This is a genomic window from Mixta hanseatica (genome assembly GCF_023517775.1).
Classification (GTDB): domain Bacteria; phylum Pseudomonadota; class Gammaproteobacteria; order Enterobacterales; family Enterobacteriaceae; genus Mixta; species Mixta hanseatica.
Genome location: NZ_CP082904.1, coordinates 2,957,258 through 2,980,670, shown reverse-complemented (window position 1 = coordinate 2,980,670; position 23,413 = coordinate 2,957,258). Strand labels below are relative to the sequence as shown.

The 23,413-nt window shown below is 54.5% G+C and carries 23 protein-coding genes and 4 pseudogenes; 24 read left to right on the top strand and 3 right to left on the bottom strand.

Features of this window, described 5'->3' with window-relative positions; all coding sequences use genetic code 11:
- Nucleotides 1-30: 30 nt before the first annotated feature.
- The 16 genes and pseudogenes from pdxB (at nt 31) to K6958_RS14090 (ending at nt 13,234) form a co-directional block, all read left to right on the top strand.
- Nucleotides 31-1,164 carry a 4-phosphoerythronate dehydrogenase PdxB gene (gene pdxB, locus K6958_RS14160; RefSeq protein ID WP_249891736.1) on the top strand — a complete coding sequence of 378 codons (1,134 nt, stop codon included), beginning with the start codon at nt 31-33 and terminating at the stop codon, nt 1,162-1,164.
- Nucleotides 1,165-1,267: 103 nt separating this feature from the next.
- Nucleotides 1,268-2,278 carry an aspartate-semialdehyde dehydrogenase gene (locus K6958_RS14155; protein WP_249891735.1) on the top strand — a complete coding sequence of 337 codons (1,011 nt, stop codon included), beginning with the start codon at nt 1,268-1,270 and terminating at the stop codon, nt 2,276-2,278.
- Nucleotides 2,278-3,090 (top strand): tRNA pseudouridine(38-40) synthase TruA, encoded by an 813-nt coding sequence (truA, locus tag K6958_RS14150; RefSeq protein WP_249891734.1) that lies wholly within the window; start codon nt 2,278-2,280, stop codon nt 3,088-3,090. The genes K6958_RS14155 and truA overlap by 1 nt, the downstream gene beginning before the upstream one ends.
- Nucleotides 3,091-3,123: 33 nt before the next feature.
- On the top strand, nt 3,124-3,786 hold the full coding sequence (locus K6958_RS14145) for a DedA family protein (protein WP_249891733.1): 663 nt from the start codon (nt 3,124-3,126) through the stop codon (nt 3,784-3,786).
- A 147-nt stretch (nt 3,787-3,933) separates the two neighbouring features.
- Nucleotides 3,934-4,845, top strand: coding sequence for an acetyl-CoA carboxylase, carboxyltransferase subunit beta (gene accD / locus K6958_RS14140; protein WP_249891732.1), 912 nt, complete (start codon nt 3,934-3,936; stop codon nt 4,843-4,845).
- A gap of 67 nt (nt 4,846-4,912) precedes the next feature.
- Complete coding sequence (folC, locus tag K6958_RS14135; protein ID WP_249891731.1) at nt 4,913-6,187, top strand: bifunctional tetrahydrofolate synthase/dihydrofolate synthase; 1,275 nt, start codon at nt 4,913-4,915, stop codon at nt 6,185-6,187.
- Nucleotides 6,177-6,875: a cell division protein DedD gene (gene dedD, locus K6958_RS14130; RefSeq protein ID WP_277614684.1), complete on the top strand. Its 699-nt coding sequence runs from the start codon at nt 6,177-6,179 to the stop codon at nt 6,873-6,875. The genes folC and dedD overlap by 11 nt, the downstream gene beginning before the upstream one ends.
- A 176-nt stretch (nt 6,876-7,051) precedes the next feature.
- A complete protein-coding gene (gene cvpA, locus K6958_RS14125) occupies nt 7,052-7,537 on the top strand; it encodes a colicin V production protein (RefSeq protein ID WP_249894698.1) in 486 nt (161 codons plus the stop codon).
- Between the two features lie 36 nt (nt 7,538-7,573).
- Entirely contained in the window at nt 7,574-9,091 is a 1,518-nt protein-coding gene (gene purF, locus K6958_RS14120; RefSeq protein ID WP_249891729.1) for an amidophosphoribosyltransferase, read from the top strand.
- A gap of 476 nt (nt 9,092-9,567) precedes the next feature.
- Complete coding sequence (locus K6958_RS14115) at nt 9,568-10,659, top strand: DUF8093 domain-containing protein (RefSeq protein WP_249891728.1); 1,092 nt, start codon at nt 9,568-9,570, stop codon at nt 10,657-10,659.
- 11 nt (nt 10,660-10,670) lie between these two features.
- The gene (locus K6958_RS14110) at nt 10,671-11,108 is read left to right on the top strand and encodes a hypothetical protein (RefSeq protein ID WP_249891727.1); all 438 of its coding nucleotides are present in this window, start codon (nt 10,671-10,673) and stop codon (nt 11,106-11,108) included.
- A gap of 134 nt (nt 11,109-11,242) precedes the next feature.
- Nucleotides 11,243-11,533, top strand: a pseudogene (locus K6958_RS14105) (amidophosphoribosyltransferase); the annotation flags it as partial.
- Nucleotides 11,534-11,599: 66 nt separating this feature from the next.
- Nucleotides 11,600-11,707, top strand: a pseudogene (locus K6958_RS14100) (DUF1348 domain-containing protein); the annotation flags it as partial.
- 421 nt (nt 11,708-12,128) lie between these two features.
- Nucleotides 12,129-12,512 (top strand): annotated as a pseudogene (locus K6958_RS21330) (DUF8093 domain-containing protein); the annotation flags it as partial.
- 102 nt (nt 12,513-12,614) lie between these two features.
- Nucleotides 12,615-12,845: pseudogene (locus tag K6958_RS21385) on the top strand (hypothetical protein); the annotation flags it as partial.
- A gap of 149 nt (nt 12,846-12,994) precedes the next feature.
- Nucleotides 12,995-13,234 carry a hypothetical protein gene (locus K6958_RS14090; protein WP_249891726.1) on the top strand — a complete coding sequence of 80 codons (240 nt, stop codon included), beginning with the start codon at nt 12,995-12,997 and terminating at the stop codon, nt 13,232-13,234.
- Between the two features lie 308 nt (nt 13,235-13,542).
- Here the strand turns inward: K6958_RS14090 and K6958_RS14085 are convergent, their stop codons facing one another.
- Nucleotides 13,543-14,526 carry an aldo/keto reductase gene (locus tag K6958_RS14085; protein WP_249891725.1) on the bottom strand — a complete coding sequence of 328 codons (984 nt, stop codon included), beginning with the start codon at nt 14,524-14,526 and terminating at the stop codon, nt 13,543-13,545.
- Between the two features lie 97 nt (nt 14,527-14,623).
- On the opposite strand from K6958_RS14085, the gene K6958_RS14080 reads away from it, so the two are divergent.
- The 6 genes from K6958_RS14080 (at nt 14,624) to hisP (ending at nt 19,462) form a co-directional block, all read left to right on the top strand.
- Nucleotides 14,624-15,529, top strand: coding sequence for a LysR family transcriptional regulator (locus K6958_RS14080; RefSeq protein ID WP_249894697.1), 906 nt, complete (start codon nt 14,624-14,626; stop codon nt 15,527-15,529).
- A gap of 59 nt (nt 15,530-15,588) precedes the next feature.
- Nucleotides 15,589-16,158, top strand: a complete 570-nt coding sequence (locus tag K6958_RS14075) for a UbiX family flavin prenyltransferase (protein ID WP_249891724.1) — start codon at nt 15,589-15,591, stop codon at nt 16,156-16,158.
- A 273-nt stretch (nt 16,159-16,431) separates the two neighbouring features.
- The gene (locus tag K6958_RS14070) at nt 16,432-17,208 is read left to right on the top strand and encodes a lysine/arginine/ornithine ABC transporter substrate-binding protein (protein WP_249891723.1); all 777 of its coding nucleotides are present in this window, start codon (nt 16,432-16,434) and stop codon (nt 17,206-17,208) included.
- Between the two features lie 72 nt (nt 17,209-17,280).
- On the top strand, nt 17,281-17,967 hold the full coding sequence (locus K6958_RS14065; RefSeq protein ID WP_249891722.1) for a histidine ABC transporter permease HisQ: 687 nt from the start codon (nt 17,281-17,283) through the stop codon (nt 17,965-17,967).
- A complete protein-coding gene (locus K6958_RS14060; protein ID WP_249891721.1) occupies nt 17,964-18,680 on the top strand; it encodes an ABC transporter permease in 717 nt (238 codons plus the stop codon). The genes K6958_RS14065 and K6958_RS14060 overlap by 4 nt, the downstream gene beginning before the upstream one ends.
- An 8-nt stretch (nt 18,681-18,688) precedes the next feature.
- A complete protein-coding gene (hisP, locus tag K6958_RS14055; RefSeq protein WP_249891720.1) occupies nt 18,689-19,462 on the top strand; it encodes a histidine ABC transporter ATP-binding protein HisP in 774 nt (257 codons plus the stop codon).
- Nucleotides 19,463-19,509: 47 nt separating this feature from the next.
- On the opposite strand, the gene K6958_RS14050 is transcribed toward hisP, so the two are convergent.
- Nucleotides 19,510-20,400 carry a TIGR01777 family oxidoreductase gene (locus tag K6958_RS14050; protein ID WP_249891719.1) on the bottom strand — a complete coding sequence of 297 codons (891 nt, stop codon included), beginning with the start codon at nt 20,398-20,400 and terminating at the stop codon, nt 19,510-19,512.
- A gap of 115 nt (nt 20,401-20,515) precedes the next feature.
- Between K6958_RS14050 and yfcF the strand changes: the two genes are divergently transcribed.
- Nucleotides 20,516-21,157, top strand: a complete 642-nt coding sequence (gene yfcF / locus K6958_RS14045) for a glutathione transferase (protein WP_249891718.1) — start codon at nt 20,516-20,518, stop codon at nt 21,155-21,157.
- Nucleotides 21,158-21,274: 117 nt separating this feature from the next.
- On the top strand, nt 21,275-21,829 hold the full coding sequence (gene yfcD, locus K6958_RS14040) for an NUDIX hydrolase YfcD (protein ID WP_249891717.1): 555 nt from the start codon (nt 21,275-21,277) through the stop codon (nt 21,827-21,829).
- Nucleotides 21,830-22,187: 358 nt separating this feature from the next.
- On the opposite strand, the gene K6958_RS14030 is transcribed toward yfcD, so the two are convergent.
- A complete protein-coding gene (locus K6958_RS14030) occupies nt 22,188-23,219 on the bottom strand; it encodes a hypothetical protein (protein WP_249891716.1) in 1,032 nt (343 codons plus the stop codon).
- Nucleotides 23,220-23,413 lie beyond the last annotated feature (194 nt).

Sequence of the window (23,413 nt, the reverse complement as noted above, 5' to 3'; positions counted from 1 at the left end):
CAATTTTTCAGTCGATGCAGGAAAGCCGTTGTGAAAATTCTGGTAGATGAAAATATGCCTTACGCCCGTGAGCTGTTCAGCCGCACCGGGGAAGTGGTCGCCGTACCCGGCCGGCCGGTGCCCACCGAGGCGCTGAACGATGCCGATGCGCTGATGGTGCGCTCGGTCACGAAGGTGAATGAGGCGTTGCTAAACGGCAAGGCGATAAAATTTGTCGGCACCGCTACGGCAGGCACCGATCATATCGATGAGGATTTTCTGGTGCGCGCCGGCATAGGCTTTTCCGCCGCGCCGGGCTGTAACGCCATCGCCGTGGTGGAGTATGTCTTTTCCGCGCTGCTAATGCTGGCGGAGCGCGATGGCTTTCAGCTGAGCGATCGTACCGTTGGGATTGTCGGCGTCGGCAACGTTGGCGGTCGCCTGCAAAAACGGCTGGAAGCGCTGGGCATAAAGACCCTGTTGTGCGATCCGCCGCGCGCCGATCGCGGCGACGCGGGTGATTTTTATCCGCTGGAAAAACTGGTAGCGGAGGCGGATGTGCTGACGTTCCATACGCCGCTGTATAAAGATGGGCCTTATCAAACGCTGCACCTGGCGGATGAGGCGCTGTTGCAGGCGCTGAAACCAGGGGCGATTTTAATCAACGCCTGCCGTGGGCCGGTGGTGGATAACGCCGCCTTGCTGCGGGTGCTGCAACAGCGCCGCGACTTAAGCGTGGTACTGGACGTGTGGGAGCCGGAGCCGGATCTGAACGTCGCCCTGCTGGAGCGGGTGGACATTGGCACCGCGCACATCGCTGGCTATACCCTGGAGGGTAAAGCGCGCGGCACCACGCAGGTTTTTGAAGCCTGGAGCCGTTTTATCGGACAGCCGCAGCAGGTTAGCCTGGAGACGCTGCTGCCGGTGCCGGAGTTCGGCCGCATTACGCTGCATGGACCGCTCGATCAGCCAACGCTAAAACGTCTGGCGCATCTGGTGTATGATGTGCGCCGTGATGATGCGCCGCTAAGAAAAGTCGCAGGCCAGCCCGGTGAATTTGACCGCCTGCGCAAACAGTATCTGGAGCGTCGCGAATGGTCATCGCTGCGGGTAGAGTGTGACGACGCTGAGGCGGCGGCGCTACTGCAAAAGCTGGGCTTTAATGCGGTCCATCAACCCGCATAACCCTTATTATTTGCCGGCGTTTAACGCAGGGGAATAATCTGAATCAACGGGCGGTGAATATCACCGCCTTCTGTTTTTATGTCATTGTCTGGAGTAAACCAACATGTCTGACGGCTGGAATATTGCGCTTTTAGGCGCGACAGGCGCAGTAGGGAACGCTTTACTGGAGTTGCTGGCCGAACGCCAGTTCCCGGTTGGTGAAATGTATCTGTTGGCAAGCGAACGCAGCGCCGGTGAAAGCGTGCGTTTCGCCGGGCAGTCGCTGCGCGTGCAGGATGCCGGTGATTTTGACTGGTCGCAGGCGCAGCTGGCATTTTTCGTCGCTGGTCGTGACGCCTCGGCGCGCTACGCGGATGAAGCGGCCAGCGCCGGTTGTCTGGTGATCGACAGCAGCGATCTGTTCGCCCTTGAGCCGGACGTGCCGCTGGTGGTGCCGGATGTCAATCCGCAGGTGCTGGCTGATTACCGTAACCGCAATATCATCAGCGTTGCGGATAGCCTGACCAGCCAGCTGCTGAGCGCCATCAAGCCGCTTACCGATCTGGCCGGTATCGGGCGGTTACAGGTCACCAACCTGCTGTCGGTATCGGCGCACGGCAAGGTGGCGGTGGATTCACTGGCGGGTGAGAGCGCGCGTCTGCTGAACGGCCTGCCAGCTGAAGAGCATCACTTTGGTCGTCAGCTGGCGTTTAACCTGCTGCCGCAGCTGCCGGACAGTAGCGGCAGCGTGGAAAGCGAGCGTCGGCTGGTGGATCAGGTGCGTAAAGTGCTGCAGGACGAAGGGCTGCCGATCGCGGTCAGCAGCGTGCAGGCGCCGGTGTTTTACGGCAACGCGCAGATTGTGCATCTGGAAAGCCTGCGTCCGCTTTCGGCCGAGGAGGCGCGCGATGAGCTGTCGCGCATTGATGAGATCGTACTGTCCGATGAAAACGACTATCCGACGCAGGTTACCGATGCCTCTGATAACGCCAACCTCAACGTAGGCTGCCTGCGCAACGATTACGGCATCCCGGAGCTGCTGCAGTTCTGGTCGGTGGCCGATAATGTGCGCTTCGGCGGCGCGCTAATGGCGATAAAAACCGCTGAGAAGCTGGTACAGGAGTATCTGTACTAATGACTCAGGCGGTTAACCCGAACGTCTATAAGTTGGCGCTCGGTATTGAATATGACGGCAGCCGCTATTACGGCTGGCAGCGGCAGCAGGAAGTCCGTAGCGTACAGGGACGTCTGGAGCAGGCGCTGTCGCAGGTGGCGAACCATGAGGTTACGGTATTCTGCGCCGGGCGAACCGACGCGGGCGTTCATGGCACCGGCCAGGTGGTGCATTTTGAAACCACTTCGGTACGGAAAGATGCCGCCTGGACGCTGGGCGTTAACGCCAATTTGCCGGACGATATCGCGGTGCGCTGGGTAAAAGCGGTGCCGGACGAATTCCATGCGCGTTTTAGCGCGACGGCACGGCGTTATCGCTATGTGATTTATAACCACCGGCTGCGTCCGGCGATTTTGCACGGCGGCGTGACCCATTTTCATCTGCCGCTGGATACGGAAAAAATGCAGCGCGCCGGACAGTGCCTGCTGGGTGAAAACGATTTTACCTCGTTTCGGGCGGTGCAGTGCCAGTCACGTACCCCGTGGCGCAATGTGATACACCTTAACGTTAGCCGCCACGGCAGTTATGTGGTGGTGGATATTAAGGCCAACGCCTTTGTTCACCATATGGTGCGCAATATTGTTGGCAGTTTGCTGGAAATCGGCTGCGGCAATCAGCCCGAAGGCTGGATGGCGGAGCTGCTGGCGGCCAAAGATCGCAAGCTGGCCGCCGCGACGGCGAAAGCGGAGGGCCTTTATCTGGTCGCCGTTGATTATCCGGCGCATTTTGCTTTACCGCAGCCCCCGATGGGGCCGCTTTTTCTTGAAGATTAACTTTCAGGCGCTGCCACTCACTAAGGAAGAGTTATGGATCTAATCCGTTTTGTTGTCGATTTTATCCTGCATATTGATGTCCATATGGCCGAGCTGGTGGCGCAGTATGGCATTTGGGTTTACGCCATTCTGTTTCTGATTTTGTTTTGCGAAACCGGACTGGTGGTGACGCCTTTTTTACCAGGCGATTCCCTGCTGTTTGTTGCCGGCGCGCTGGCGGCGCTGCCTGATAATGATTTGAACGTTCATCTTATGGTGACATTGTTGGCGATCGCCGCGGTGCTGGGCGATGCGGTGAACTACACCATTGGGCGACTGTTTGGCGCAAAGTTATTCAGTAACCCTGATTCGCGTATCTTTCGCCGCAGCTATCTGGATAAAACCCACGCTTTTTACGAGCGTCACGGCGGAAAAACCATTATTCTTGCGCGCTTCGTGCCGATCGTTCGCACCTTTGCGCCGTTCGTCGCAGGCATGGGGCATATGTCCTGGCGCCATTTCGCGCTGTTTAACGTAACCGGCGCGCTGCTGTGGGTGCTGTTGTTCTCCTATGCGGGCTACTTCTTTGGCGCCCTGCCGATGGTACAGGAAAACCTGAAGCTGTTGATTGTGGCGATTATCGTGGTATCGATACTGCCGGGCGTCGTGGAAGTGTGGCGTCATCGCCGTGCGGCCCGCCAGCAAAAACAGCCTTAAGCTATCGGCGTCAACCGGTATGACCAGATTTTTATCCACAGCGCGTAATGGTTATGGTTTAATGAGCGACATTTATGGTCTGCTGAAGACGGCTTCAGCAGCAACAAGAAAAACTGGTCTCACCAGGTTCAAACAGAAAGGTCATCAATGAGCTGGATTGAACGAATTCTCAATAAGAGCACAATTACCCCGTCGCGCAGAGCAAACATTCCTGAAGGGGTCTGGACAAAATGCGACAGCTGCGGGCAGGTGCTTTACCGTGCCGAGCTGGAGCGCAACCTGGAAGTTTGTCCAAAATGCGATCATCACATGCGTATGCACGCGCGCGAGCGTCTGCACAGCCTGTTAGATCAGGGCACGCTGGTTGAGCTGGGCAGCGAACTGGAGCCGAAAGACGTGCTCAAGTTCCGCGACTCCAAAAAGTATAAGGATCGTCTGGCTGCGGCGCAGAAAGAAACCGAAGAGAAAGACGCGCTGATTGTCATGAAAGGTACGCTGCACAGCATGCCGATCGTGGCCGCCGCGTTTGAGTTCTCTTTTATGGGCGGCTCAATGGGCTCCGTCGTCGGCGCGCGTTTTGTTCGTGCCGTAGAGCAGGCGCTGGAAGATAACTGCCCACTGATCTGTTTCTCCGCCAGCGGCGGCGCCCGTATGCAGGAAGCGCTGATGTCGCTGATGCAGATGGCGAAAACCAGTGCGGCGCTGGCGAAAATGCGCGAGCGCGGTCTGCCTTATATCTCTGTTTTGACCGACCCGACCATGGGCGGCGTCTCCGCCAGTTTCGCCATGCTGGGCGACCTGAACGTGGCGGAACCGAAAGCGCTGATTGGCTTTGCCGGCCCGCGCGTGATTGAGCAGACGGTACGTGAGAAATTGCCGCCGGGCTTCCAGCGCAGCGAATTCCTGATTGAAAAAGGCGCGATCGATATGATTATCCGTCGTCCGGAAATGCGCTTTAAACTGGCAAGCCTGCTGGCGAAAATGCAGAATCTGCCTGCGCCGCTGTCTGACAGTGATGAGCTGCCGGATGAGCCGAAAGCGGAAAGCCAAGAGGCCTGACAGATGATGGAAAGGCGTCTTGCACGGCGCCTTTCACCAATGAACCGTAACTTTGTGAACGGGATCCATGGAAAATCTTCACCTTCCTCAAGCCACGTCGCCTCTGGCCGCGTGGCTTTATTATCTTGAGCGTCTGCATACGCAGGCCATCGATCTCGGACTGACGCGTGTAGCTCGCGTAGCCCGCACGCTCGAGCTGTTAAAACCCGCCCCCTTTGTTTTCACCGTTGCCGGCACTAACGGCAAAGGCACCACCTGCCGTACGCTGGAAACGCTGCTGATGGCCGCCGGTTATCGCGTGGGCGTATATAGCTCGCCGCACCTGCTGCGCTATACCGAACGGGTGCGCATTCAGGGCGATGAGCTGCCGGAAGCGGCGCATAGCGCCAGCTTTGCCGCTATCGAAGCGGGACGCGGCGACACCTCGCTGACCTATTTTGAATTCAGTACGCTTTCGGCGCTGCAGCTATTTAAACAGGCGGCGCTGGATGTGGTGATCCTGGAAGTGGGGCTGGGCGGTCGCCTGGACGCCACCAATATCGTTGATGCGGATGTGGCGGCGATCACCAGCATCGCGCTGGACCATACCGACTGGCTGGGTCCGGATCGTGAAAGCATCGGCCGCGAAAAGGCGGGCGTTTTCCGGGCCGGCAAACCTGCCGTAGTCGGCGAGCCTGATATGCCGCAAAGCATCGCTCAGGTGGCGCAGGAAACCGGCGCTGGGCTGCAGCAGGTAGGGCGCGACTGGAGCTGGCAGGCGCAGGAAAGCGGCTGGCGCTTCAGTAATGCCCACGTCACGTTGGAAAACCTGCCGTTGCCGCAGGTGCCGTTGCCTAACGCGGCGACGGCGCTGGCGGCGTTAAGTGCCTCCGGGCTGCAGGTCAGTGAAGCGATTATTCGTCAGCATCTGGATAAAGCGGTGCTGCCGGGACGCTTTCAAACCGTGGCGCAGCAGCCGCGGGTGATTCTGGACGTGGCGCACAACCCGCATGCCGCAGGCTATCTGGCCGGACGGCTGGCGCAGTTGCCGAAAACGGGACAGGTGCATGCGGTGGTGGGCATGTTGCATGATAAAGATATTGCCGGTACCCTGGCGTCTCTGGCTCCGCAGGTGGATTGCTGGTATTTAGCGCCGTTGGAAGGCCCGCGCGGCGCCAGCGCTGAACAGCTGATGGCCGAGCTGCAAACGGATCGGGCGCATGCCTTTGGTTCTGTTACCGCTGCATGGCAGGCCGCCATGCAGCAGGCAGCTGAGCAGGATATTGTGCTGGTATGTGGATCTTTCCATACCGTGGCACAGGTCATGGAAGCGATGGATACGGAGAAGGGCAGTGGCAAGTAAGTTTCAGAACCGCTTAGTCGGCACGGTCATTCTGGTCGCCGTTGGCGTCATTGTGCTGCCAGGCCTGCTTGACGGCAAAAAAAAACATTATAAAGAAGAATTCGCGGCGATCCCGCTGGTGCCGAAGCCGGACGATCAGCAGGATAGCGATATGGTGCCGCCGGTCACGCAGTCGCTGCCTTCGCAGCCGCCAGAGGGCGCAGGCGCGGCGATCGGGGGCGGCAGCAATCGTCCGCAGCAGTCGGGCGATAACGGCGCGGCTGTACCGCAGCATAACAGCGCGCCATCGGTAGTTGCTCCGCCGCCGGTGGTGCAATCGCCGCCGAAAGTAAACACGGAACAGCCGAAGCCCAAAGCGGTGGAACCACCTAAACCGAAGCCGGTAGAAACGCCGAAGCCGAAACCGGTAGAACAGCCAAAGCCGGTAGAACAAACGGCGCCGACCGGGCAGGCTTATGTGGTGCAACTCGGCGCGCTGAAAAATGCCGCGAAAGTGAATGAGATCGTGGCACAGCTGCGTCTTTCCGGTTACCGCGCCTTTACCGTGCCCTCAACGCCGGTACAGGGGCAGATTACTCGCATCTATGTCGGCCCGGATGCCTCGAAGGCGAAAATGCAGTCGGCGGTAGGCGAACTGAAAAGCCTCTCTGGACTGAGCGGCGTAGTTAAGCCTTATAGCGCGCGTTAAGCAATGGGCGCAGCAGCGGATCCCGTACCGGGTTTTGCCGCTGCGCCTGTCTCCGCTGCATTTTTTTGGCCGATTTTTTATTTTTATGTGATGGGGAAAACGCTACGCAAACGTTTTCTTTTTCTGTTAGAATGCGCCCCGAACTGGATGCAGGGGCATTGTCGCTGGAAGAGTTCATGGTCTGGATAGATTACGTCATCATTGGGATTGTTAGTTTTTCTGCTCTTGTCAGCCTGATCCGTGGGTTTGTTCGGGAAGCTTTATCTCTTATCACCTGGGGATGCGCATTCTTTGTTGCCAGTCATTACTATCCCTTCCTTGCTGTCTGGTTCACCGGATTTGACGATCAGCTGGTGCGCAACGGCATCGCTATCGCAGTGCTCTTTATCGCTACCCTGATTGTCGGAGCGATAGTGAACTATGTGATTGGCTCGCTGGTCGAAAAAACGGGTTTGTCGGGAACCGACAGAGTACTGGGTGTCTGCTTCGGGGCGCTGCGCGGCGTGCTAATCGTTTCAGCGATGCTGTTCTTCCTCGATACCTTTACCGGCTTTCCCAAAAGCCCGGACTGGCAACAGTCTCAACTGATTCCTGAGTTCAGTTACATCATCAGATGGTTCTTTGACTATCTGCAAAGCACGTCGAGTTTTTTGCCCCGGTAATCGCGCCGGGTGTGCGGCCAATGAGGATATGACAACATGTGCGGTATTGTCGGTATCACCGGTTTTATGCCGGTCAACCAGTCGATTTATGACGCGTTAACGGTGCTGCAGCACCGTGGGCAGGATGCCGCAGGCATTTGTACCATCGATGCGCTGAACTGTTTCCGTCTGCGTAAGGCGAACGGGCTGGTCAACGATGTGTTCGAAGCACGCCATATGCAGCGTTTGCAGGGCAATATGGGCATCGGTCATGTGCGTTACCCTACCGCCGGTAGCTCCAGCGCGTCCGAAGCGCAGCCTTTCTACGTCAACTCCCCGTACGGTATTACCCTGGCCCACAACGGCAACCTGACCAATGCGCACGAGCTGCGTAAACAGCTGTTTGAAAGCGGTCGCCGTCACGTGAATACCACCTCCGATTCTGAAATTCTGCTGAATATCTTCGCTCAGGAGCTGGATCGCTGTCCGCACCACCCGCTGGAAGCGGACGATATCTTCTCTGCCGTGGCCGCTGTACATCAGCAGGTGCGCGGCGCCTACGCCTGCGTGGCGATGATTATCGGGCATGGCATGGTCGCCTTCCGCGATCCTAACGGTATTCGTCCGTTAGTGATGGGCAAACGCGATCTGGCTGAAGGCCGCACCGAGTATATGGTCGCTTCGGAAAGCGTGGCGCTGGATACGCTGGGCTTTGAGTTTCTGCGCGACGTGGCGCCGGGCGAAGCGGTCTATATCACCGTTAACGGTCAGCTCTACACCCGCCAATGCGCTGAAAACCCGCGCAATAACCCGTGCCTGTTTGAATATGTCTATTTTGCGCGCCCGGACTCTTTCCTCGATAAGATTTCGGTCTACAGCGCCCGCGTCCGCATGGGCACCAAGCTGGGCGCGAAAATCGCCCGCGAGTGGGAAGATTTAGATATTGATGTGGTGATCCCTATCCCGGAAACTTCCACCGACGTGGCGCTGGAAATCGCCCGCATCCTTGATAAGCCTTACCGTCAGGGCTTTGTGAAAAACCGCTACGTTGGCCGTACCTTTATCATGCCGGGTCAGCAGCTGCGTCGTAACGCGGTGCGCCGTAAACTGAATGCCAACCGCGCCGAATTCCGTGATAAGAATGTCCTGCTGGTGGATGACTCCATCGTACGCGGCACCACCTCGGAACAGATCATTGAGATGGCGCGTGAAGCGGGCGCGAAGAAGGTCTATCTGGCCTCTGCCGCACCAGAAATCCGTTTTCCGAACGTCTATGGCATCGATATGCCGAGCGCTACGGAACTGATCGCACACGGTCGGGAAGTGGAAGAGATTCGCCAGCTGATTAAAGCCGATGCGCTGATCTTCCAGAATCTCGACGATCTGATCGAAGCGGTGCGCGAAGAGAACCCGGATATTGAACAGTTTGAATGTTCAGTATTTAACGGCATTTACGTGACGAAAGATGTCGATCTGCAATATCTGGAGTATCTGCAATCGCTGCGCAATGACGATGCTAAAGCGCTGGCGCGTCAGAACGAGGTGGAAAGCCTCGAAATGCACAACGAAGGTTAATTTTCGCTGCGGGCCGGTTATCCGGCCCGCGCTTTTTCTGTCCTGCCTTTTCTGTTTTATTTCTGCCATTATCGCATGACCCATGCCGCTCAGTTTATAACTGCTGGCTAGCAGGCCAGCATAAAAATTATATTCGCGTTTAGTCATTAACCGTACTGGCTAACGTGATGCCCTCGTCTGCACTTTTCGCTATTTTTTTAATTTCACTTGTTGTGCAGGCATGTCTGTTATTTTAATGGTTGGCATTACCTGTGTCCTCTCTGGTTATATTTTTCGACGCAAGATGCCGCAATTTAATCATCTTTTAAAATTGCGACGCTTTATATGGCTGGGAACGTGCCAATTCGCCGGAAACCATTAACGGATTCATTATAGTTAATCTGTTAATGGGCTGAATTTAAAGCATTTTCTGCTTGAACCACCGGTCGGAATGTGCAATTGTTTATCTCGCTATTTCCATCATAAGGATATGATGTATGAGCTTCAGCCTGCCCGGAACCGATCTTTATTACCTGCCGCGTGACGATTTGGCGCCTGAAAGATACGAGGAAATCATCAGGCCTGTTTTTGCCTGGCCGAAAGTCGACAGTAAATATGTATTTGACGATCGTATGCATTTCGGTTTTCAGCTGATTAATATGCATGAGCGCGCCTTTAACGGTTACAACAACCAGCCGCCGCCGCACGGGCCACGGGAGCGGGAAAAGCTGAAAAGAATGCTCTTCAGCGGCGAGGTGGTGATGCTCGGCGGCTATGCTTTCTCAAAAGGATCGCTGTTCTATATTGATGAGCAGGGCGCACTGATTTGCCGCGACCGGCTGGCGTTTAAGTTTGACGGGGCGCGGGATATTATCCGGGAATATAACCGGTCAGTTACCCGCCGCGACTACAGCAAACGGGGCGGAAAACCGCGTCCCACACCTGCCCGCCAGGCGCAAACAAAGCAGCCCGCGCCGCTGAGCACCATTAACAGCAAAGCTGCCGGACGGCTGCTGGCGGCAGGGGGGATGTATAACGGCAACCCTGAAGGGTTCAGGCAGGCCGCGCAACAGCTGGGAGGCGAGGCGCCCGCCGGTTATGACCAGATGATGTCTGACCAGGCCAAAGGCCTGCTGATGGCTGGGGCTTCTGTCGCCGCTGGCTTAACGATGGGAAGAATATCTTCCGGGGTTGTTCACTCTACTATGAAAACGAAGAGTGCAGCGGTTGACGCTCTGAAGAAAGTTGAAAGAGGATGCGTAAAACTTAAAAACTTGGGTAATATTAATGATTTTCTTTTAACACAATCAGCAAATCTCGACAAAAAGTTAGGAAAAAAGATTGGACAAGGACGTTTACCTTATGCGCCAGGTAAAGCTGGCATTGAGCAGGCAAAAAAAACAGTAAAAGAAACCTTAGAAAACGCAACTCAGATCAGCATGATCATCCCTAGTTCCTCTGTCCGGGGTAAGTATGATTTAATCCATATCTTTAGTGAAAAGACAAACAGTACCGTAAGTTTAAGGGTTTTATCTGAAAGTAAATATGATTTTGATACCTTAATTCCTGAAAGGTCATCGAAATTTTAAAGGAGAGCGGTATGGTGATTAATGAATTTTTTAGAGGTTTCAGGTTTCGTTCTTTTTTTATAAAGGATGAATTGGTTTGTCGGATACTTGTATTGTTTTTTCAGCTTTCTGCTTCTGGTTGGGTATCGTTAAGCATTGATGAAGGCACTTTAACCTGGACACTTGAAAAAAAAGAGCCTGCACTTCTGGATGTTAAAGATATTGAAGATGAGTTTGCTTACCCAATACAGACAGCTATTCAATTATCCGGTTACGTTGGCAAAAAAATAACTGATATTTATGAATACAAATTAGAAGGGATTGAAGAGGGAAGTATTGGTGTCTATTTTGCGTGCGGGAATGAAGGGTTTAGCGTGTTAGAGAATGATGGATGTTTGTTTTTGTTTGATGGCCTATATGAAGTTGCGCAGGAAAAAATTTTGCTATCCAGGTTAGCGCTTTCAATTTGAATATAATGCGTTTGGTGTGATGCTTTGGTTTCGTCCGATGGCGGGCAGAGTTTATCGGCGGTTCCATTTTCTCGACGGCGGGACGGCGGCTGTGCTGATTTCAGTTCGTTTGGGGTCGGGCGGACGCTGTGTATATGCCGAGCGTCACCGAGCTGATTGCTCACGGTCGTTAAGTGAAAGAGATTCGCCAGCTGATTAAAGCCGATGCGCTGATCTTCTAGGATCTCGACGATCTGATCGAAGCGGTTCGCGAAGAGAACCCGGATATTGAACAGTTTGAATGTTCAGTATTTAACGGCATTTACGTGACGAAAGATGTCGATCTGCAATATCTGGAGTATCTGCAATCGCTGCGCAATGACGATGCTAAAGCGCTGGCGCGTCAGAACGAGGTGGAAAGCCTCGAAATGCACAACGAAGGTTAATCTTTACTGCGGGCTGGTTATCCGGCCCGCACTTTTTCTGAGCTGCCTTTTCTGTTTTACTTCTGCTACGCCAGTATAAATGACCTGCCTGTTCGCGAAGACGAGCGTAACTATTTCTGGCTGCCTCGATGCCGTCCTGATGATCACCCAGGCCTTAGTGAGCTGGGATTATAACCGCTATAAAACGGTAGAAGATTTCCGGCTCTTGCCTGCTTATAACTGCTGGCGGATAAGCCAGCATAAAAATTGTATTTGCGTTTAGTCATTAATCGTTCCGGCTAACGTGAAAACTCTCGTCTGCACTTTTCGCTATCTTTTAATTTCACTTGTTGTTCAGGCGTGTCCGTCATTGTAACGGATAGCTTTATCAAATTTTGAATTTGCTATATTTAACAGCGCAAGATTCCGCAATTTAATCATCTTTTAAAATTGCGACGCCTTATATGGCTGGGAACGTGGCAATTCGCCGGAAACCATTAACGGATTCATTGTAGTTAATCCAATAACCAGCTAAAGTTAAAATATTTTCCGCTTAAACCACCCGGCGGAATGTGCAATTGTTTATCTCGCTATTTCCATCATAAGGATATGATGTATGAGCTTCAGCCTGCCCGGAACCGATCTTTATTACCTGCCGCGTGACGATTTGGCGCCTGAAAGATACGAGGAAATCATCAGGCCTGTTTTTGCCTGGCCGAAAGTCGACAGTAAATATGTATTTGACGATCGTATGCATTTCGGTTTTCAGCTGATTAATATGCATGAGCGCGCCTTTAACGGTTACAACAACCAGCCGCCGCCGCACGGGCCACGGGAGCGGGAAAAGCTGAAAAGAATGCTCTTCAGCGGCGAGGTGGTGATGCTCGGCGGCTATGCTTTCTCAAAGGGATCGCTGTTCTATATTGATGAGCAGGGCGCACTGATTTGCCGCGACCGGCTGGCGTTTAAGTTTGACGGGGCGCGGGATATTATCCGGGAATATAACCGGTCAGTTACCCGCCGCGACTACAGCAAACGGGGCGGAAAACCGCGTCCCACACCTGCCCGCCAGGCGCAAACAAAGCAGCCCGCGCCGCTGAGCACCATTAACAGCAAAGCTGCCGGACGGCTGCTGGCGGCAGGGGGGATGTATAACGGCAACCCTGAAGGGTTCAGGCAGGCCGCGCAATAGCTGGGAGGCGAGGCGCCCGCCGGTTATGACCAGATGATGTCTGACCAGGCCAAAGGCCTGCTGATTGCGGGCGCTTCTGTTGCCGCTGGCCTGACTATGGGCCGGATGGGGCTCGGCGAAGGAAGCTCTGCGGTAAAAATTGCCAGAGACAGGGTAGAAGTTACAGATAATATATATGCTCCTTTTAATAAAAAGACCCTCATATATTCGGCTAATAAACCAATCAATGAACAAGGTTTATCAGCAGCAGCCAGAGCATGGGAAAAGCATGCGGGTACCGAGATAATGATATGAGTGATGATTTTGAAATAATCTTTTTAAGTGATTCCAATTATGAGAATCTCACCGTGGAAATCTCTTACAAAGATCAAATACTCTGCCAGTTAAATAAAGATAATGGCCATGATAATATTGAAGTTGAATTTTTTTCAGATGCCAGAGTTTTACCTGAAAAAAATGCTATGAAATTTAACCTGGACAGGTTTTTACGAGTTTTAACAGAAACTAAAGAAGAGCTAAAAATATCTTAGCTGTTATGAGATCCAGTCAATTTACTGAGATTTTACTGGATAACATTTAAACCGAACCCCCAAACATTAAGCTTTCATGGGGCAGCCTCAGCGGCGCCTCATGAAAACCTTAATCCTGTGCCAGCGGAGGCAACAGCAGAATCGGGAACAGACCGAGCCAATCGCCACATTAAAAATAGCGACATAAATTGCCGAAGCGGCCTGCGTGGCAGCCGCCATGATTAATGCTGTAATCGCCAGACCTTTCAAATGAAGCTCGATAAGCTTACCTGCCAGCATATTGCCAACAACACCCACCAGTCCGAATATTACGCATCAAGGCCTTTCATGCCTTCTGCAGTGTAGCGCTCGCCAACCACCGGTAATGCCGTCACCGCTTGCCGTAATGCCGTTAGCTCCTGCGGAGTTAAATGAACTGCCAGCGCCGCCGCGTTCTGCTGCAAATGTACTAGGTTACAGGTGCCCGGAATGGGAACAATGTTTTCTCCCTGCGCCAGCAGCCAGGCCAGCGCAATCTGGGCGGCAGAGCAGGATTTCTCCGCCGCAAGGGCCGCGATAACCTCAGCCAGCGGGCGATTTCTCACCAGGTTTTCCGGCTGGAAACGGGGCAGGCTGGCGCGGAAATCACCCGACTCAAAGGCAGCCGTATGTTGAAAGCGACCAGTTAAAAAGCCACGCCCGAGGGGAGAATAGGCGACCAGGCCAATCCCCAATTCACGACAGGCGGGCAGTACGCTGTTTTCCACTTCGCGCGTCCAGAGCGAATATTCGGTCTGAACGGCCGCAACCGGATGGACTGCATGCGCGCGTTTTAACGTGGCCGCACTTACCTCGCACAGACCGATATGCGCAATTTTCCCTTCGCGTACCAACTGCGCCAGCGCGTCCATTGTCTCTTCCACTGGAATGGCGTTATCCAGCCGGTGAACGTAATAAAGGTCAATCTGCTCGACGCCCAGTCGCCGCAGAGAGGCTTCACAGCTACGTCGGGCATAGTCGGCGCTGTTATCGATGCGACGACGATATTCTCCCGGCTGACGCACGATGCCGAATTTGGTAGCGATTTTTATCTGCTGACGCTTCGAGGCCAGGAAGCGGCCAATGATCTCTTCATTGTGATAGGGGCCATACATATCTGCCGTATCGAAAAAATTAATGCCGCTATCCAGCGCCTGCGCCAGCACCCTCAGCGAAGCAGAATCATCGCGCGGCCCGTAAAATTCACTCATTCCCATACAGCCCAGACCCAGCGCGGAAACCCGTAAAGTTGTTGTCAGCTGTCGTTGTTGCATTTTTGCTCCTCCTGTTCGTTGCGAGGAGTATCTGCTTTTCCATATCAGCAAAGTAGCGTTAAAATCGGCGCTCCGTTTTCCATTATTGAAAAACATGATGCACCCTTCTGTTCACTGGGATGATACCCGGATATTTCTTGCCGTTGCCCGTTGCGGCACCTTAAGCCGAGCCGCTGACGAGCTGCGTATGGGCATTGCCACACTGTCGCGCCGTCTGGATCGGCTGGAAACCGCGCTTGGCGTGCCGCTCTTTAGCCGCCATCAAACCGGCTATCGTCTGACCGATGATGGCGAAGCGCTGCTGGAGCGCGCTGAAGCGCTGGAGCATGCCGCGCTGGCGTTTGGCGAAGCGGCGCAAATGCAGGGTAGGGTGGCGGGGCTGGTACGGCTGGCAACGGCGGAAAATTTGGCTAACCCGCTGATCGTTCCTTCGCTGGGATCGCTGTTCTTGCAGCATCCGGAACTGCGCGTAGAAGTGATAAGCGGTTTGCAAACGCTAAACCTGCACCGACGCGATGCCGATCTGGCAGTACGGATGGTGCGCCCTGAGGCGGGCAACCTGACAATAAAGCGGCTGGGCACGCTGGGCTTTGGCCTGTATGGTTCAGCCGAATATCTGGCGTCCCGGCGGCCCGATGAGGAGAACGGCGCGTTCGAGCAGGACGCTTTTATCGGCTGGGCGGAAACGCACCATCATCTGCCTGCGGCAAAGTGGGTGTTACGAACCTTACGCGGCCGCCCCAGTCGGCTGGAAACCAATACGCTATCGGCCCAGCTCTCCGCCGCGGTGGCCGGGATGGGATTAGCAGTATTGCCGCACTTCCTGGCGCAGCAGGCGGGGCTGCATTGTCTGCTGGCTGAACTGGGCGTCGAACAGCCTGTCTGGCTGGTAATGCATGCCGATCTGGCGCATTCACGTCGGGTCAGGGTGGTGGCCGATCATCTTATTCAACTGTTTGCCGCACAGGCAGAGGCGCTGAAGGGTGCCGCGCTGCGGGTTTGATTGTAATCTTGTGGGCGGGCGTCCAAACTTAACCTCCCACCAATAAGGAAGGGTTTTTCATGAAAAGAGTGATCGTTGGCATTTCCGGCGCCAGCGGCGTTATTTATGGCGTTCGCATGCTGCAGCTATTAAAGCCGTTGCCGGAGATTGAAACGCACCTGGTGATGAGTAACGCCGCGCGTCAGACGCTGGCGCTGGAGACAGATTTTACCCTGCGTCAGGTGCAGGGCTTTGCCGATGTGGTGCATGACGTGCGTGATATCGCCGCCAGCATCTCTTCCGGCTCGTTTAAAACCGCAGGCATGGCGATTTTGCCCTGCTCAATGAAAACCCTGTCCGGCATCGTTCACAGCTACAGCGACGGGCTGCTGACGCGCGCCGCCGACGTGGTGCTGAAAGAGCGCCGTCGCCTGGTGCTTTGCGTGCGGGAGACCCCGTTGCATCTGGGACATTTACGGTTAATGACCGCCGCCGCCGAGCTGGGCGCGATCGTAATGCCGCCGGTGCCGGCCTTTTATCATCGCCCGCAGAGCCTGATGGATGTGGTCGATCAAACGCTGAATCGGGTGCTCGATCAGTTTGATATTACCTTGCCGCAAGATCTTTTCACGCGCTGGCAGGGTGCATAACTTCACATAAAATGTTCCGTTTTGGTGCATTAATTCGGCCTGGATCACTTTTCGTGCAGGTCATGCACCAAAACGTAACAATGTCGCTTTTTCCTATTTTCAAGCCTGCTATATTTCATTCACAAACGAAGCGCGCCAGCCCGTTTTTTGCTGCGATGAAGGCCAGATAGCGATAATGCCGTCGCACTTTAAACTGGCATGAAAAGTGCAGTTTCCTGAAAGCAAACCCGTCACATCTCACATAACTATAAGCTCTTCACTTGAGGATAACCCATGAAAAAGCGAGTTCTGGCTCTCTCTTTGCTGCTGGCTTTTGCAAGCACCGTCGGCGCTGCTGTACCGAAAACGCTGCGTATCGGTAACGATCCTACCTATCCGCCGTTTGAATCGAAAAATGCGCAGGGAGAGCTGGTCGGTTTTGATATCGATCTGGCCAATGAGATCTGTAAACGTATCGGGGCCAGCTGTAGCTACGTGGAAAGCGATTTCGATGCGCTGATCCCGTCGCTGAAGGCGAAGAAAATTGATTTTATTATCTCTTCGCTCTCCATTACCGAAAAACGTCAGCAGGAGATCGCCTTCTCCGACAAACTTTATGCGGCTAACGCCCGACTGGTGGCGCCGAAAGGCGCAAAACTGGAGCCAACGCCGGAATCGTTAAGAGGGAAAAACATCGGTCTGCTGCAGGGCACTACTCAGGAAACCTATGCGAACCAATACTGGCGTCCGAAGGGCGTAACCGTTACGCCATACGCTAATCAGGATCTGGTTTATCAGGATTTAAATGCCGGCCGTATCGATGCCGCTTTCCAGGATGAAGTGCAGGCCAGTGAAGGTTTTCTGAAACAGCCGGTGGGCAAAGATTACGCTTTTGCCGGTCCGGCGGTAAAAGATGACAAGATCTTCGGCGTCGGCACCGGTATCGGGCTGCGCAAAGAAGATAGCGAACTGAAAGCGGCCATTGATAAAGCGTTTGCGGAAATACGCAAAGATGGCACCTACGACAAGATCGCGAAAAAGTATTTCGATTTTAACGTTTACGGTGACTAATCGCCGGCTGTTGTGGCCGCTCGCCTATTGCGAGCGGCGTTTTGTCTCTTTTGCTACGCCAGGATTTCGTTGATGCTGTATGGCTATTCTGAAGTTATCTTGCGCGGCGCGCTGGTGACGCTGGAGTTGGCGCTCAGCTCGGTGCTGCTTGCGGTTATTTTAGGTCTGGTGGGCGCCGGCGCGCGCCTGTCGCGCCGTCGTCCGCTGGCGCTGCTGTCTGAAGCTTACACCACGCTGATTCGCGGCGTGCCTGACTTAGTATTGATGCTGCTGATCTTTTACGGGCTGCAGATCGCACTGAATCAAATTACCACCGCGCTGGGGATCGCGCAGTTTGATATCGATCCGATGACTGCCGGGGTGATCACGCTGGGATTTATTTACGGCGCCTATTTTACCGAAACCTTTCGCGGCGCCTTTATGGCGGTGCCGAAAGGGCAGATCGAAGCGGCAACCGCCTTCGGCTTTACCGGCTCGCAGGTGTTTCGCCGCATTCTGTTCCCCGCCATGATGCGCTTTGCGCTGCCCGGCATCGGCAATAACTGGCAGGTGGTCTTAAAGGCCACGGCGCTGGTGTCGCTGCTGGGGCTGGAAGATGTGGTTAAAGCGACCCAGCTGGCGGGGAAAAGCACCTGGCAGCCGTTCTGGTTTGCGCTGGTCGCCGGCCTTATCTATCTACTGTTTACGACTTTATCCAACGGCGTACTGTGGTGGCTGGAGCGCCGCTATTCCGTTGGCGTGAAAAAGGCCGAGCTATGATCGATATTTTACAGGAGTACTGGAAATCACTGCTCTGGACTGACGGCTATCGCTTTACCGGAGTGGCGATTACGCTGTGGTTGCTGATCCTGTCCGTGGCGATTGGCGGCTGCCTGGCGGTGCTGTTGGCTATCGCGCGCGTGTCGCCGAACAGAGCGGTGCGCGCGCCGGTGTGGCTATTTACCTGGATATTTCGCGGCACGCCGCTCTATGTGCAGCTGCTGATTATCTATTCCGGCATGTATACGCTGGAAGTGGTGAAAGGATCGGAGCTGCTCAGCGCCTTTTTCCGCAGCGGCCTCAACTGTACGCTGCTGGCGTTTACGCTGAATACCTGCGCCTATACCACTGAAATTTTTGCCGGGGCGATTCGCTCGGTATCGCACGGCGAAATCGAGGCGGCGCGCGCCTACGGTTTTTCCACCTTTAAGCTTTATCGCTGCATTATTTTGCCTGCGGCGCTGCGCATCGCGCTGCCAGCCTACAGTAATGAGGTGATTTTAATGCTGCATTCCACGGCGCTGGCATTTACCGCCACGGTGCCCGATTTACTGAAAATCGCGCGCGATATCAATGCTGCAACCTATCAACCCTTTACCGCCTTTGGTATTGCGGCGGTGATCTATTTAATGATCTCTTACGTGTTGATTAGCCTGTTCCGCAAGGCGGAAAAACGCTGGCTGGCGCACCTTAAACCTTCATCGTCCCACTGAGTACGACTATGGCTGAAAATAAACTCAACGTTACCGAACTGCACAAACGCTATGGTGAGCATGAGGTGTTAAAAGGGGTATCGCTACAGGCGAATGCCGGCGATGTGATTACCATTATTGGATCGTCCGGCTCCGGCAAAAGCACCTTTCTGCGCTGTATTAACTTCCTGGAAAAACCGAGCGAAGGCTCAATTGCGGTAAACAACCAGCCGATTAACCTGGTGCGCGACGGCGATGGACAGCTCAAAGTGGCGGATAAAGAGCAGCTGCGCCTGCTGCGTACGCGCCTGACCATGGTGTTTCAACACTTTAATCTCTGGAGCCATATGACGGTGCTGGAGAACGTGATGGAAGCGCCGATTCAGGTGCTGGGCTTGAGCAAAGCGGAGGCGCGTGAACGCGCGCTGCGCTATCTCAATAAGGTCGGCATCGACGAGCGCGCCCAGGCGAAGTATCCGGTTAATCTCTCCGGCGGGCAACAGCAGCGCGTCTCCATTGCCCGCGCGCTGGCGATGGAGCCGGATGTGCTGCTGTTTGATGAGCCTACCTCTGCGCTGGATCCTGAGCTGGTGGGTGAAGTGCTGCGTATTATGCAGAAGCTGGCAGAAGAGGGGAAAACCATGGTGGTGGTCACGCACGAAATGGAGTTTGCCCGTCATGTATCCAGCCACGTTATTTTTCTGCATCAGGGCAAAATCGAAGAGCAAGGGCCGCCAGAGACGCTATTCAATCAACCGAAAAGCGCCCGACTACAGCAGTTTCTTTCCGGCGCGCTGAAATAACCAGGCGTGACGGTCAGCGCTGGCCCGCCGTTTTCGTTAGGCGCGGCTTAGATAACATCGGCCAGCGCTTTATCCAGCTCATACCAGCGAAAACGAAAGCCGGATGCCTGTAGCCGCTCCGGCAGCACATGCTGCCCGCCCAACACCAGCACCGCAGATTCCCCCATCAGTAACTTTATCGCGCTGGCCGGGGTGCGCAGCAGCGATGGGCGATGCATGACCTTACCCAGCGTGGCGGCAAATTGCTCATTACGCACCGCATAGGGCGCCACCATATTAAATGGTCCTTCCAGCGGGTGATCCAGCAGCCAGAGGATGCCGCTGAGCATGTCATCCAGATGGATCCACGGCAGATATTGACGTCCGCTGCCAATAGGCCCGCCCATGCCCAGCATAAAGGGCTTTTTCATCTGTGCCAGCGCGCCGCCTTCTTTTGCCAGCACAACGCCGGTACGCAGCAGACAAACGCGGGTACGATCGCTGGCGGCGGTCATCGCCAGCGCTTCCCAGCGGGCGCAGAGCTGATGGGTAAACTCATCATGACCGTTATCCTCTTCGGTTAACACCAGCTCGCCGGTATTGCCGTAATAGCCGGTTGCCGAGCCGGAAATCAGTACCGATGGCGGCTCGCTGCTGGCATTGATTAACGAGGCCAGCCGCTCGGTAATTTGCCAGCGGCTTTCACACAGCAACTGTTTGTGTTGCGGCGTCCAGCGCTTGCTGGCGATCGGCTCACCGGCAAGATTAATCACCGCATCGATACCGTTCAAATCGCGCTGTTGAGTAAGGCCTGACCAGATGCTGACCTGAGAACCCAGCAGTTCGCGCGCCGCCTCGACATTGCGCGTTACCACGCTGACCCGATCGCCGCGCGCCAGCAGATGCGTCACCAGATGACGGCCCACCAGGCCAGTGCCACCGGTAATTAATATTTGCATACAAAGCCTTATGCCTGTGTTGTTGCCCTCTATTCAGCATAGAAGAGAACGTCAGTAAAAGTGCTATTATCGAGCGGCGTAATACATTGAGCGTTAACTCGCAGGAGAGAAGAGCATGCCATATCCGATGATTAAGCTGTGGTCAGATGCTAATTGCTACAGTCCCTGGGTCATGTCCGTTTATGTCGCCCTGCGGGAAAAGGGGCTGCCTTTTACGCTCCAGCGGGTCGATCTGGCGTCTGGCGCGCATCTGAGTGCCGAGTACGCCGCTCTTTCGCTGACCCGACGCGTTCCGACGTTGGCGCTGGATGATTTTCATCTCAGCGAATCCTCGGTGATAACAGAATATCTGGAAGAGCGCTTTCCTGCGCCCGATTATGAGCGCCTCTATCCGCACGGTCAGGAAAAGCGCGCCCGGGCGCGCGAGCTGCAGGCATGGCTGCGCAGCGACTTTATGCCGCTTCGTCAGGAGCGCCCGACAGAAGTAATTTTTGCCGCAAAAAAATATTCACCGCTCAGCGAGGAAGCGCGCCGTAGCGCCGCTAAACTTATCGAGGGCGCACAAAGTTTGCTGAGCGCAGGGCAACAGAACCTGTTTGGTGAATGGTCGATTGCCGATACTGATTTAGCGATTATGCTCAATCGACTGGCACTGCATGGCGATGAATTGCCGGAAAATCTGGCGCAATATGCCTGGTTCCAGTGGCAACGCGCCTCCGTTCAGCTGTGGCTGGGCGAGTCGGTTAAAAAAGGCTAATCGCACGGCTTGCGTCCGGCAGGCGAAGCCTTTAAGTTATGGCGGTTTGCGTCAACGTAACGCAAACCCTGTGGGAATATCATCGCGCAATGGGCGCCAGAACGAAAAGGGTTACTGATGGTGGAGCAAGGTCAGGATGCCGGCACTGAATGGGTAGATATCGTTAACGAAGATAACGAAGTTATCGCTCAGGCCAGCCGTGCCCAGATGCGGGCACAACATTTGCGTCATCGCGCTACCTATATAGTGGTGCACGACGGTATGGGTAATATTCTGGTGCAGCGCCGAACGGAAACGAAGGATTTTCTGCCGGGCATGCTGGATGCGTGCGCAGGCGGCGTAGTGCAAAGCGGGGAAGGGTATCTGGAATCCGCGCGCCGTGAAGCGGAGGAGGAGCTGGGCATTGCCGCCGTGCCTTTCGCCGAGCATGGGCAGTTCTATTTTGAAGATGAACACTGCCGCGTTTGGGGCGCGCTGTTTAGCTGCGTGTCGCACGGTCCGTTTGCTATGCAGCCGGAAGAGGTGGACGAGGTTTTCTGGCTGACCCCGGAAGAGATCACTGCACGCTGCGATGAATTTACCTCTGATTCGCTAAAGGCGCTGTCGCTGTGGCTCAGCCGCAACGCCAACAATGAGCCGGTCAGGCAGGAAAAACAGGTGAAAGCGGAATAACGCCCCAGCCGCCAGGCCCGCAAATATAAAGTGGAGCGTTCGGTTTCCGAACGCTCCACTTTGCATTATCAAACACGCCAGCAGCGCGCCTCCAGCCCTATAGCGTCAATGCGATACGCTTGTCATCGGGCAGGTTACATCTAACGTCAATTCACCGCCCTGGGTATTAACGTAACGTTTCAGCATGGATAATTTCGGGTCATTATCCCTTTTCCATCTTCACAACGGACGGCTGTTTATAACAGAGGCGTGGGCTTACGGTGCATGCCAGGGTGTTAGCCGCGCGGGAATCGCGCTAACAGAAAAGCCTAATAAAAAAGGCGGGAAATGCTCCCGCCTTATGGGTTACTGAGATGTTTTAATCACGTTTAGTTGGACGCTGATGGCTCAGCACCTGACGCGGCTGAGTACGACGGCCCACCATACCCATTACGCCCGCCAGTACGGCTTCGATAATTAGCATGAAGAAGGCAAACCAGCTGGCTTTAGCAGTCGCCGCTGCGGCTTTATCCGCGGCTTCACGCGCTTTCTGTTCCGCCTGCTGTTTTAACTCATTATATTTTTGACGCGCCTGCTGATAGCTTTTCTCAGTCTGATCGACAATCTGTTCCGCTTCAGCATCAGTTTTTCCGGTACGCGCTTTAATAATATTTTTCAGCGCATCACGGTCCGCAGCCTGCAATGTATCCTGATTACGGGTAATTAAGCCTTTCACCCAGTTAGCGATATCCGTATCGGCATTTTGCGGGTTATTTGCCGTGGTCTGCGCCTGATTCTGCGCGCTGTCTGCCGCATTCTGCGCGTCATTTTGCAGATTTTCCGGCTGCAACTCAGGTTTGCCCGTCTGACGCAGCGTGGTTTCTAACTCATTCTGCAAATCATCCAGGTTAATACCGTTTTCCTGTAATTTATCGCGCGCCATCTGCGTCGCCTGCGGCGCAACAGCGCTAATGCTGCTGCCGATCGCATTCAGGCTTGCGCCCATCACATTCATGGCGCCGCTCATGGCATAATTAACCAGCATGATTGCCAGCCAGAGACTAAACAGGGTATTCACGCCGAACATTAACAGACCATGCAGCATTCCTTCACGCTGCGCCAGACGTCCACTGACCCAGGCACCTACGGCGATGGAAACCAACATACTGATGCCGGTCCAGATGGCCGCGCCGGTGCCAATGCCGTCCATCGGGTTTTGCTCTTTCATCGGATCGATGCTGGATAAACCGATCGCCGTGCCCAGCAGTGTTAATAATAAATGAATTAATACCGCAGCAATCACGCCGGCAAAGATAGCGCTCCATGAAATGCGCTTCAGCGGTACACCATTCACCGGTTCCACCCAGGCTGTATCATGCCGGTTGCGGAGATGTTCAGGATGTTCACTCATAATATTTACTCCCTATGTTTATCTTTTAACCCGTTGCCACAGTATTAATTTTTCAACATGCGTGAAAAATAGCGGTACCTCTATTTCAGGTAATTTAAGGCTAGTTAGGGAATGCGGATTTGACCAAAATAATTTTATAATTTGCGACAAAAAATAAACGCAATGCTAGCCGCTGCGCTTATTTTTTTGCTATT

What these genes read in the sequence shown, in the direction of transcription:
- K6958_RS14080 (WP_249894697.1), top strand. Translation starts at nt 14,624, where the DNA reads ATGCACCCTTCTGTTCACTGGGATGATACCCGGATATTTCTTGCCGTT.
- hisP (WP_249891720.1), top strand. Translation starts at nt 18,689, where the DNA reads ATGGCTGAAAATAAACTCAACGTTACCGAACTGCACAAACGCTATGGT.
- truA (WP_249891734.1), top strand. Translation starts at nt 2,278, where the DNA reads ATGACTCAGGCGGTTAACCCGAACGTCTATAAGTTGGCGCTCGGTATT.
- cvpA (WP_249894698.1), top strand. Translation starts at nt 7,052, where the DNA reads ATGGTCTGGATAGATTACGTCATCATTGGGATTGTTAGTTTTTCTGCT.
- K6958_RS14085 (WP_249891725.1), bottom strand. Translation starts at nt 14,526, where the DNA reads ATGCAACAACGACAGCTGACAACAACTTTACGGGTTTCCGCGCTGGGT.
- purF (WP_249891729.1), top strand. Translation starts at nt 7,574, where the DNA reads ATGTGCGGTATTGTCGGTATCACCGGTTTTATGCCGGTCAACCAGTCG.
- folC (WP_249891731.1), top strand. Translation starts at nt 4,913, where the DNA reads ATGGAAAATCTTCACCTTCCTCAAGCCACGTCGCCTCTGGCCGCGTGG.
- K6958_RS14145 (WP_249891733.1), top strand. Translation starts at nt 3,124, where the DNA reads ATGGATCTAATCCGTTTTGTTGTCGATTTTATCCTGCATATTGATGTC.
- accD (WP_249891732.1), top strand. Translation starts at nt 3,934, where the DNA reads ATGAGCTGGATTGAACGAATTCTCAATAAGAGCACAATTACCCCGTCG.
- K6958_RS14115 (WP_249891728.1), top strand. Translation starts at nt 9,568, where the DNA reads ATGAGCTTCAGCCTGCCCGGAACCGATCTTTATTACCTGCCGCGTGAC.
- K6958_RS14050 (WP_249891719.1), bottom strand. Translation starts at nt 20,400, where the DNA reads ATGCAAATATTAATTACCGGTGGCACTGGCCTGGTGGGCCGTCATCTG.
- K6958_RS14090 (WP_249891726.1), top strand. Translation starts at nt 12,995, where the DNA reads ATGAGTGATGATTTTGAAATAATCTTTTTAAGTGATTCCAATTATGAG.
- K6958_RS14110 (WP_249891727.1), top strand. Translation starts at nt 10,671, where the DNA reads ATGGTGATTAATGAATTTTTTAGAGGTTTCAGGTTTCGTTCTTTTTTT.
- yfcF (WP_249891718.1), top strand. Translation starts at nt 20,516, where the DNA reads ATGCCATATCCGATGATTAAGCTGTGGTCAGATGCTAATTGCTACAGT.
- K6958_RS14065 (WP_249891722.1), top strand. Translation starts at nt 17,281, where the DNA reads ATGCTGTATGGCTATTCTGAAGTTATCTTGCGCGGCGCGCTGGTGACG.
- K6958_RS14030 (WP_249891716.1), bottom strand. Translation starts at nt 23,219, where the DNA reads ATGAGTGAACATCCTGAACATCTCCGCAACCGGCATGATACAGCCTGG.
- K6958_RS14155 (WP_249891735.1), top strand. Translation starts at nt 1,268, where the DNA reads ATGTCTGACGGCTGGAATATTGCGCTTTTAGGCGCGACAGGCGCAGTA.
- K6958_RS14070 (WP_249891723.1), top strand. Translation starts at nt 16,432, where the DNA reads ATGAAAAAGCGAGTTCTGGCTCTCTCTTTGCTGCTGGCTTTTGCAAGC.
- K6958_RS14075 (WP_249891724.1), top strand. Translation starts at nt 15,589, where the DNA reads ATGAAAAGAGTGATCGTTGGCATTTCCGGCGCCAGCGGCGTTATTTAT.
- K6958_RS14060 (WP_249891721.1), top strand. Translation starts at nt 17,964, where the DNA reads ATGATCGATATTTTACAGGAGTACTGGAAATCACTGCTCTGGACTGAC.
- yfcD (WP_249891717.1), top strand. Translation starts at nt 21,275, where the DNA reads ATGGTGGAGCAAGGTCAGGATGCCGGCACTGAATGGGTAGATATCGTT.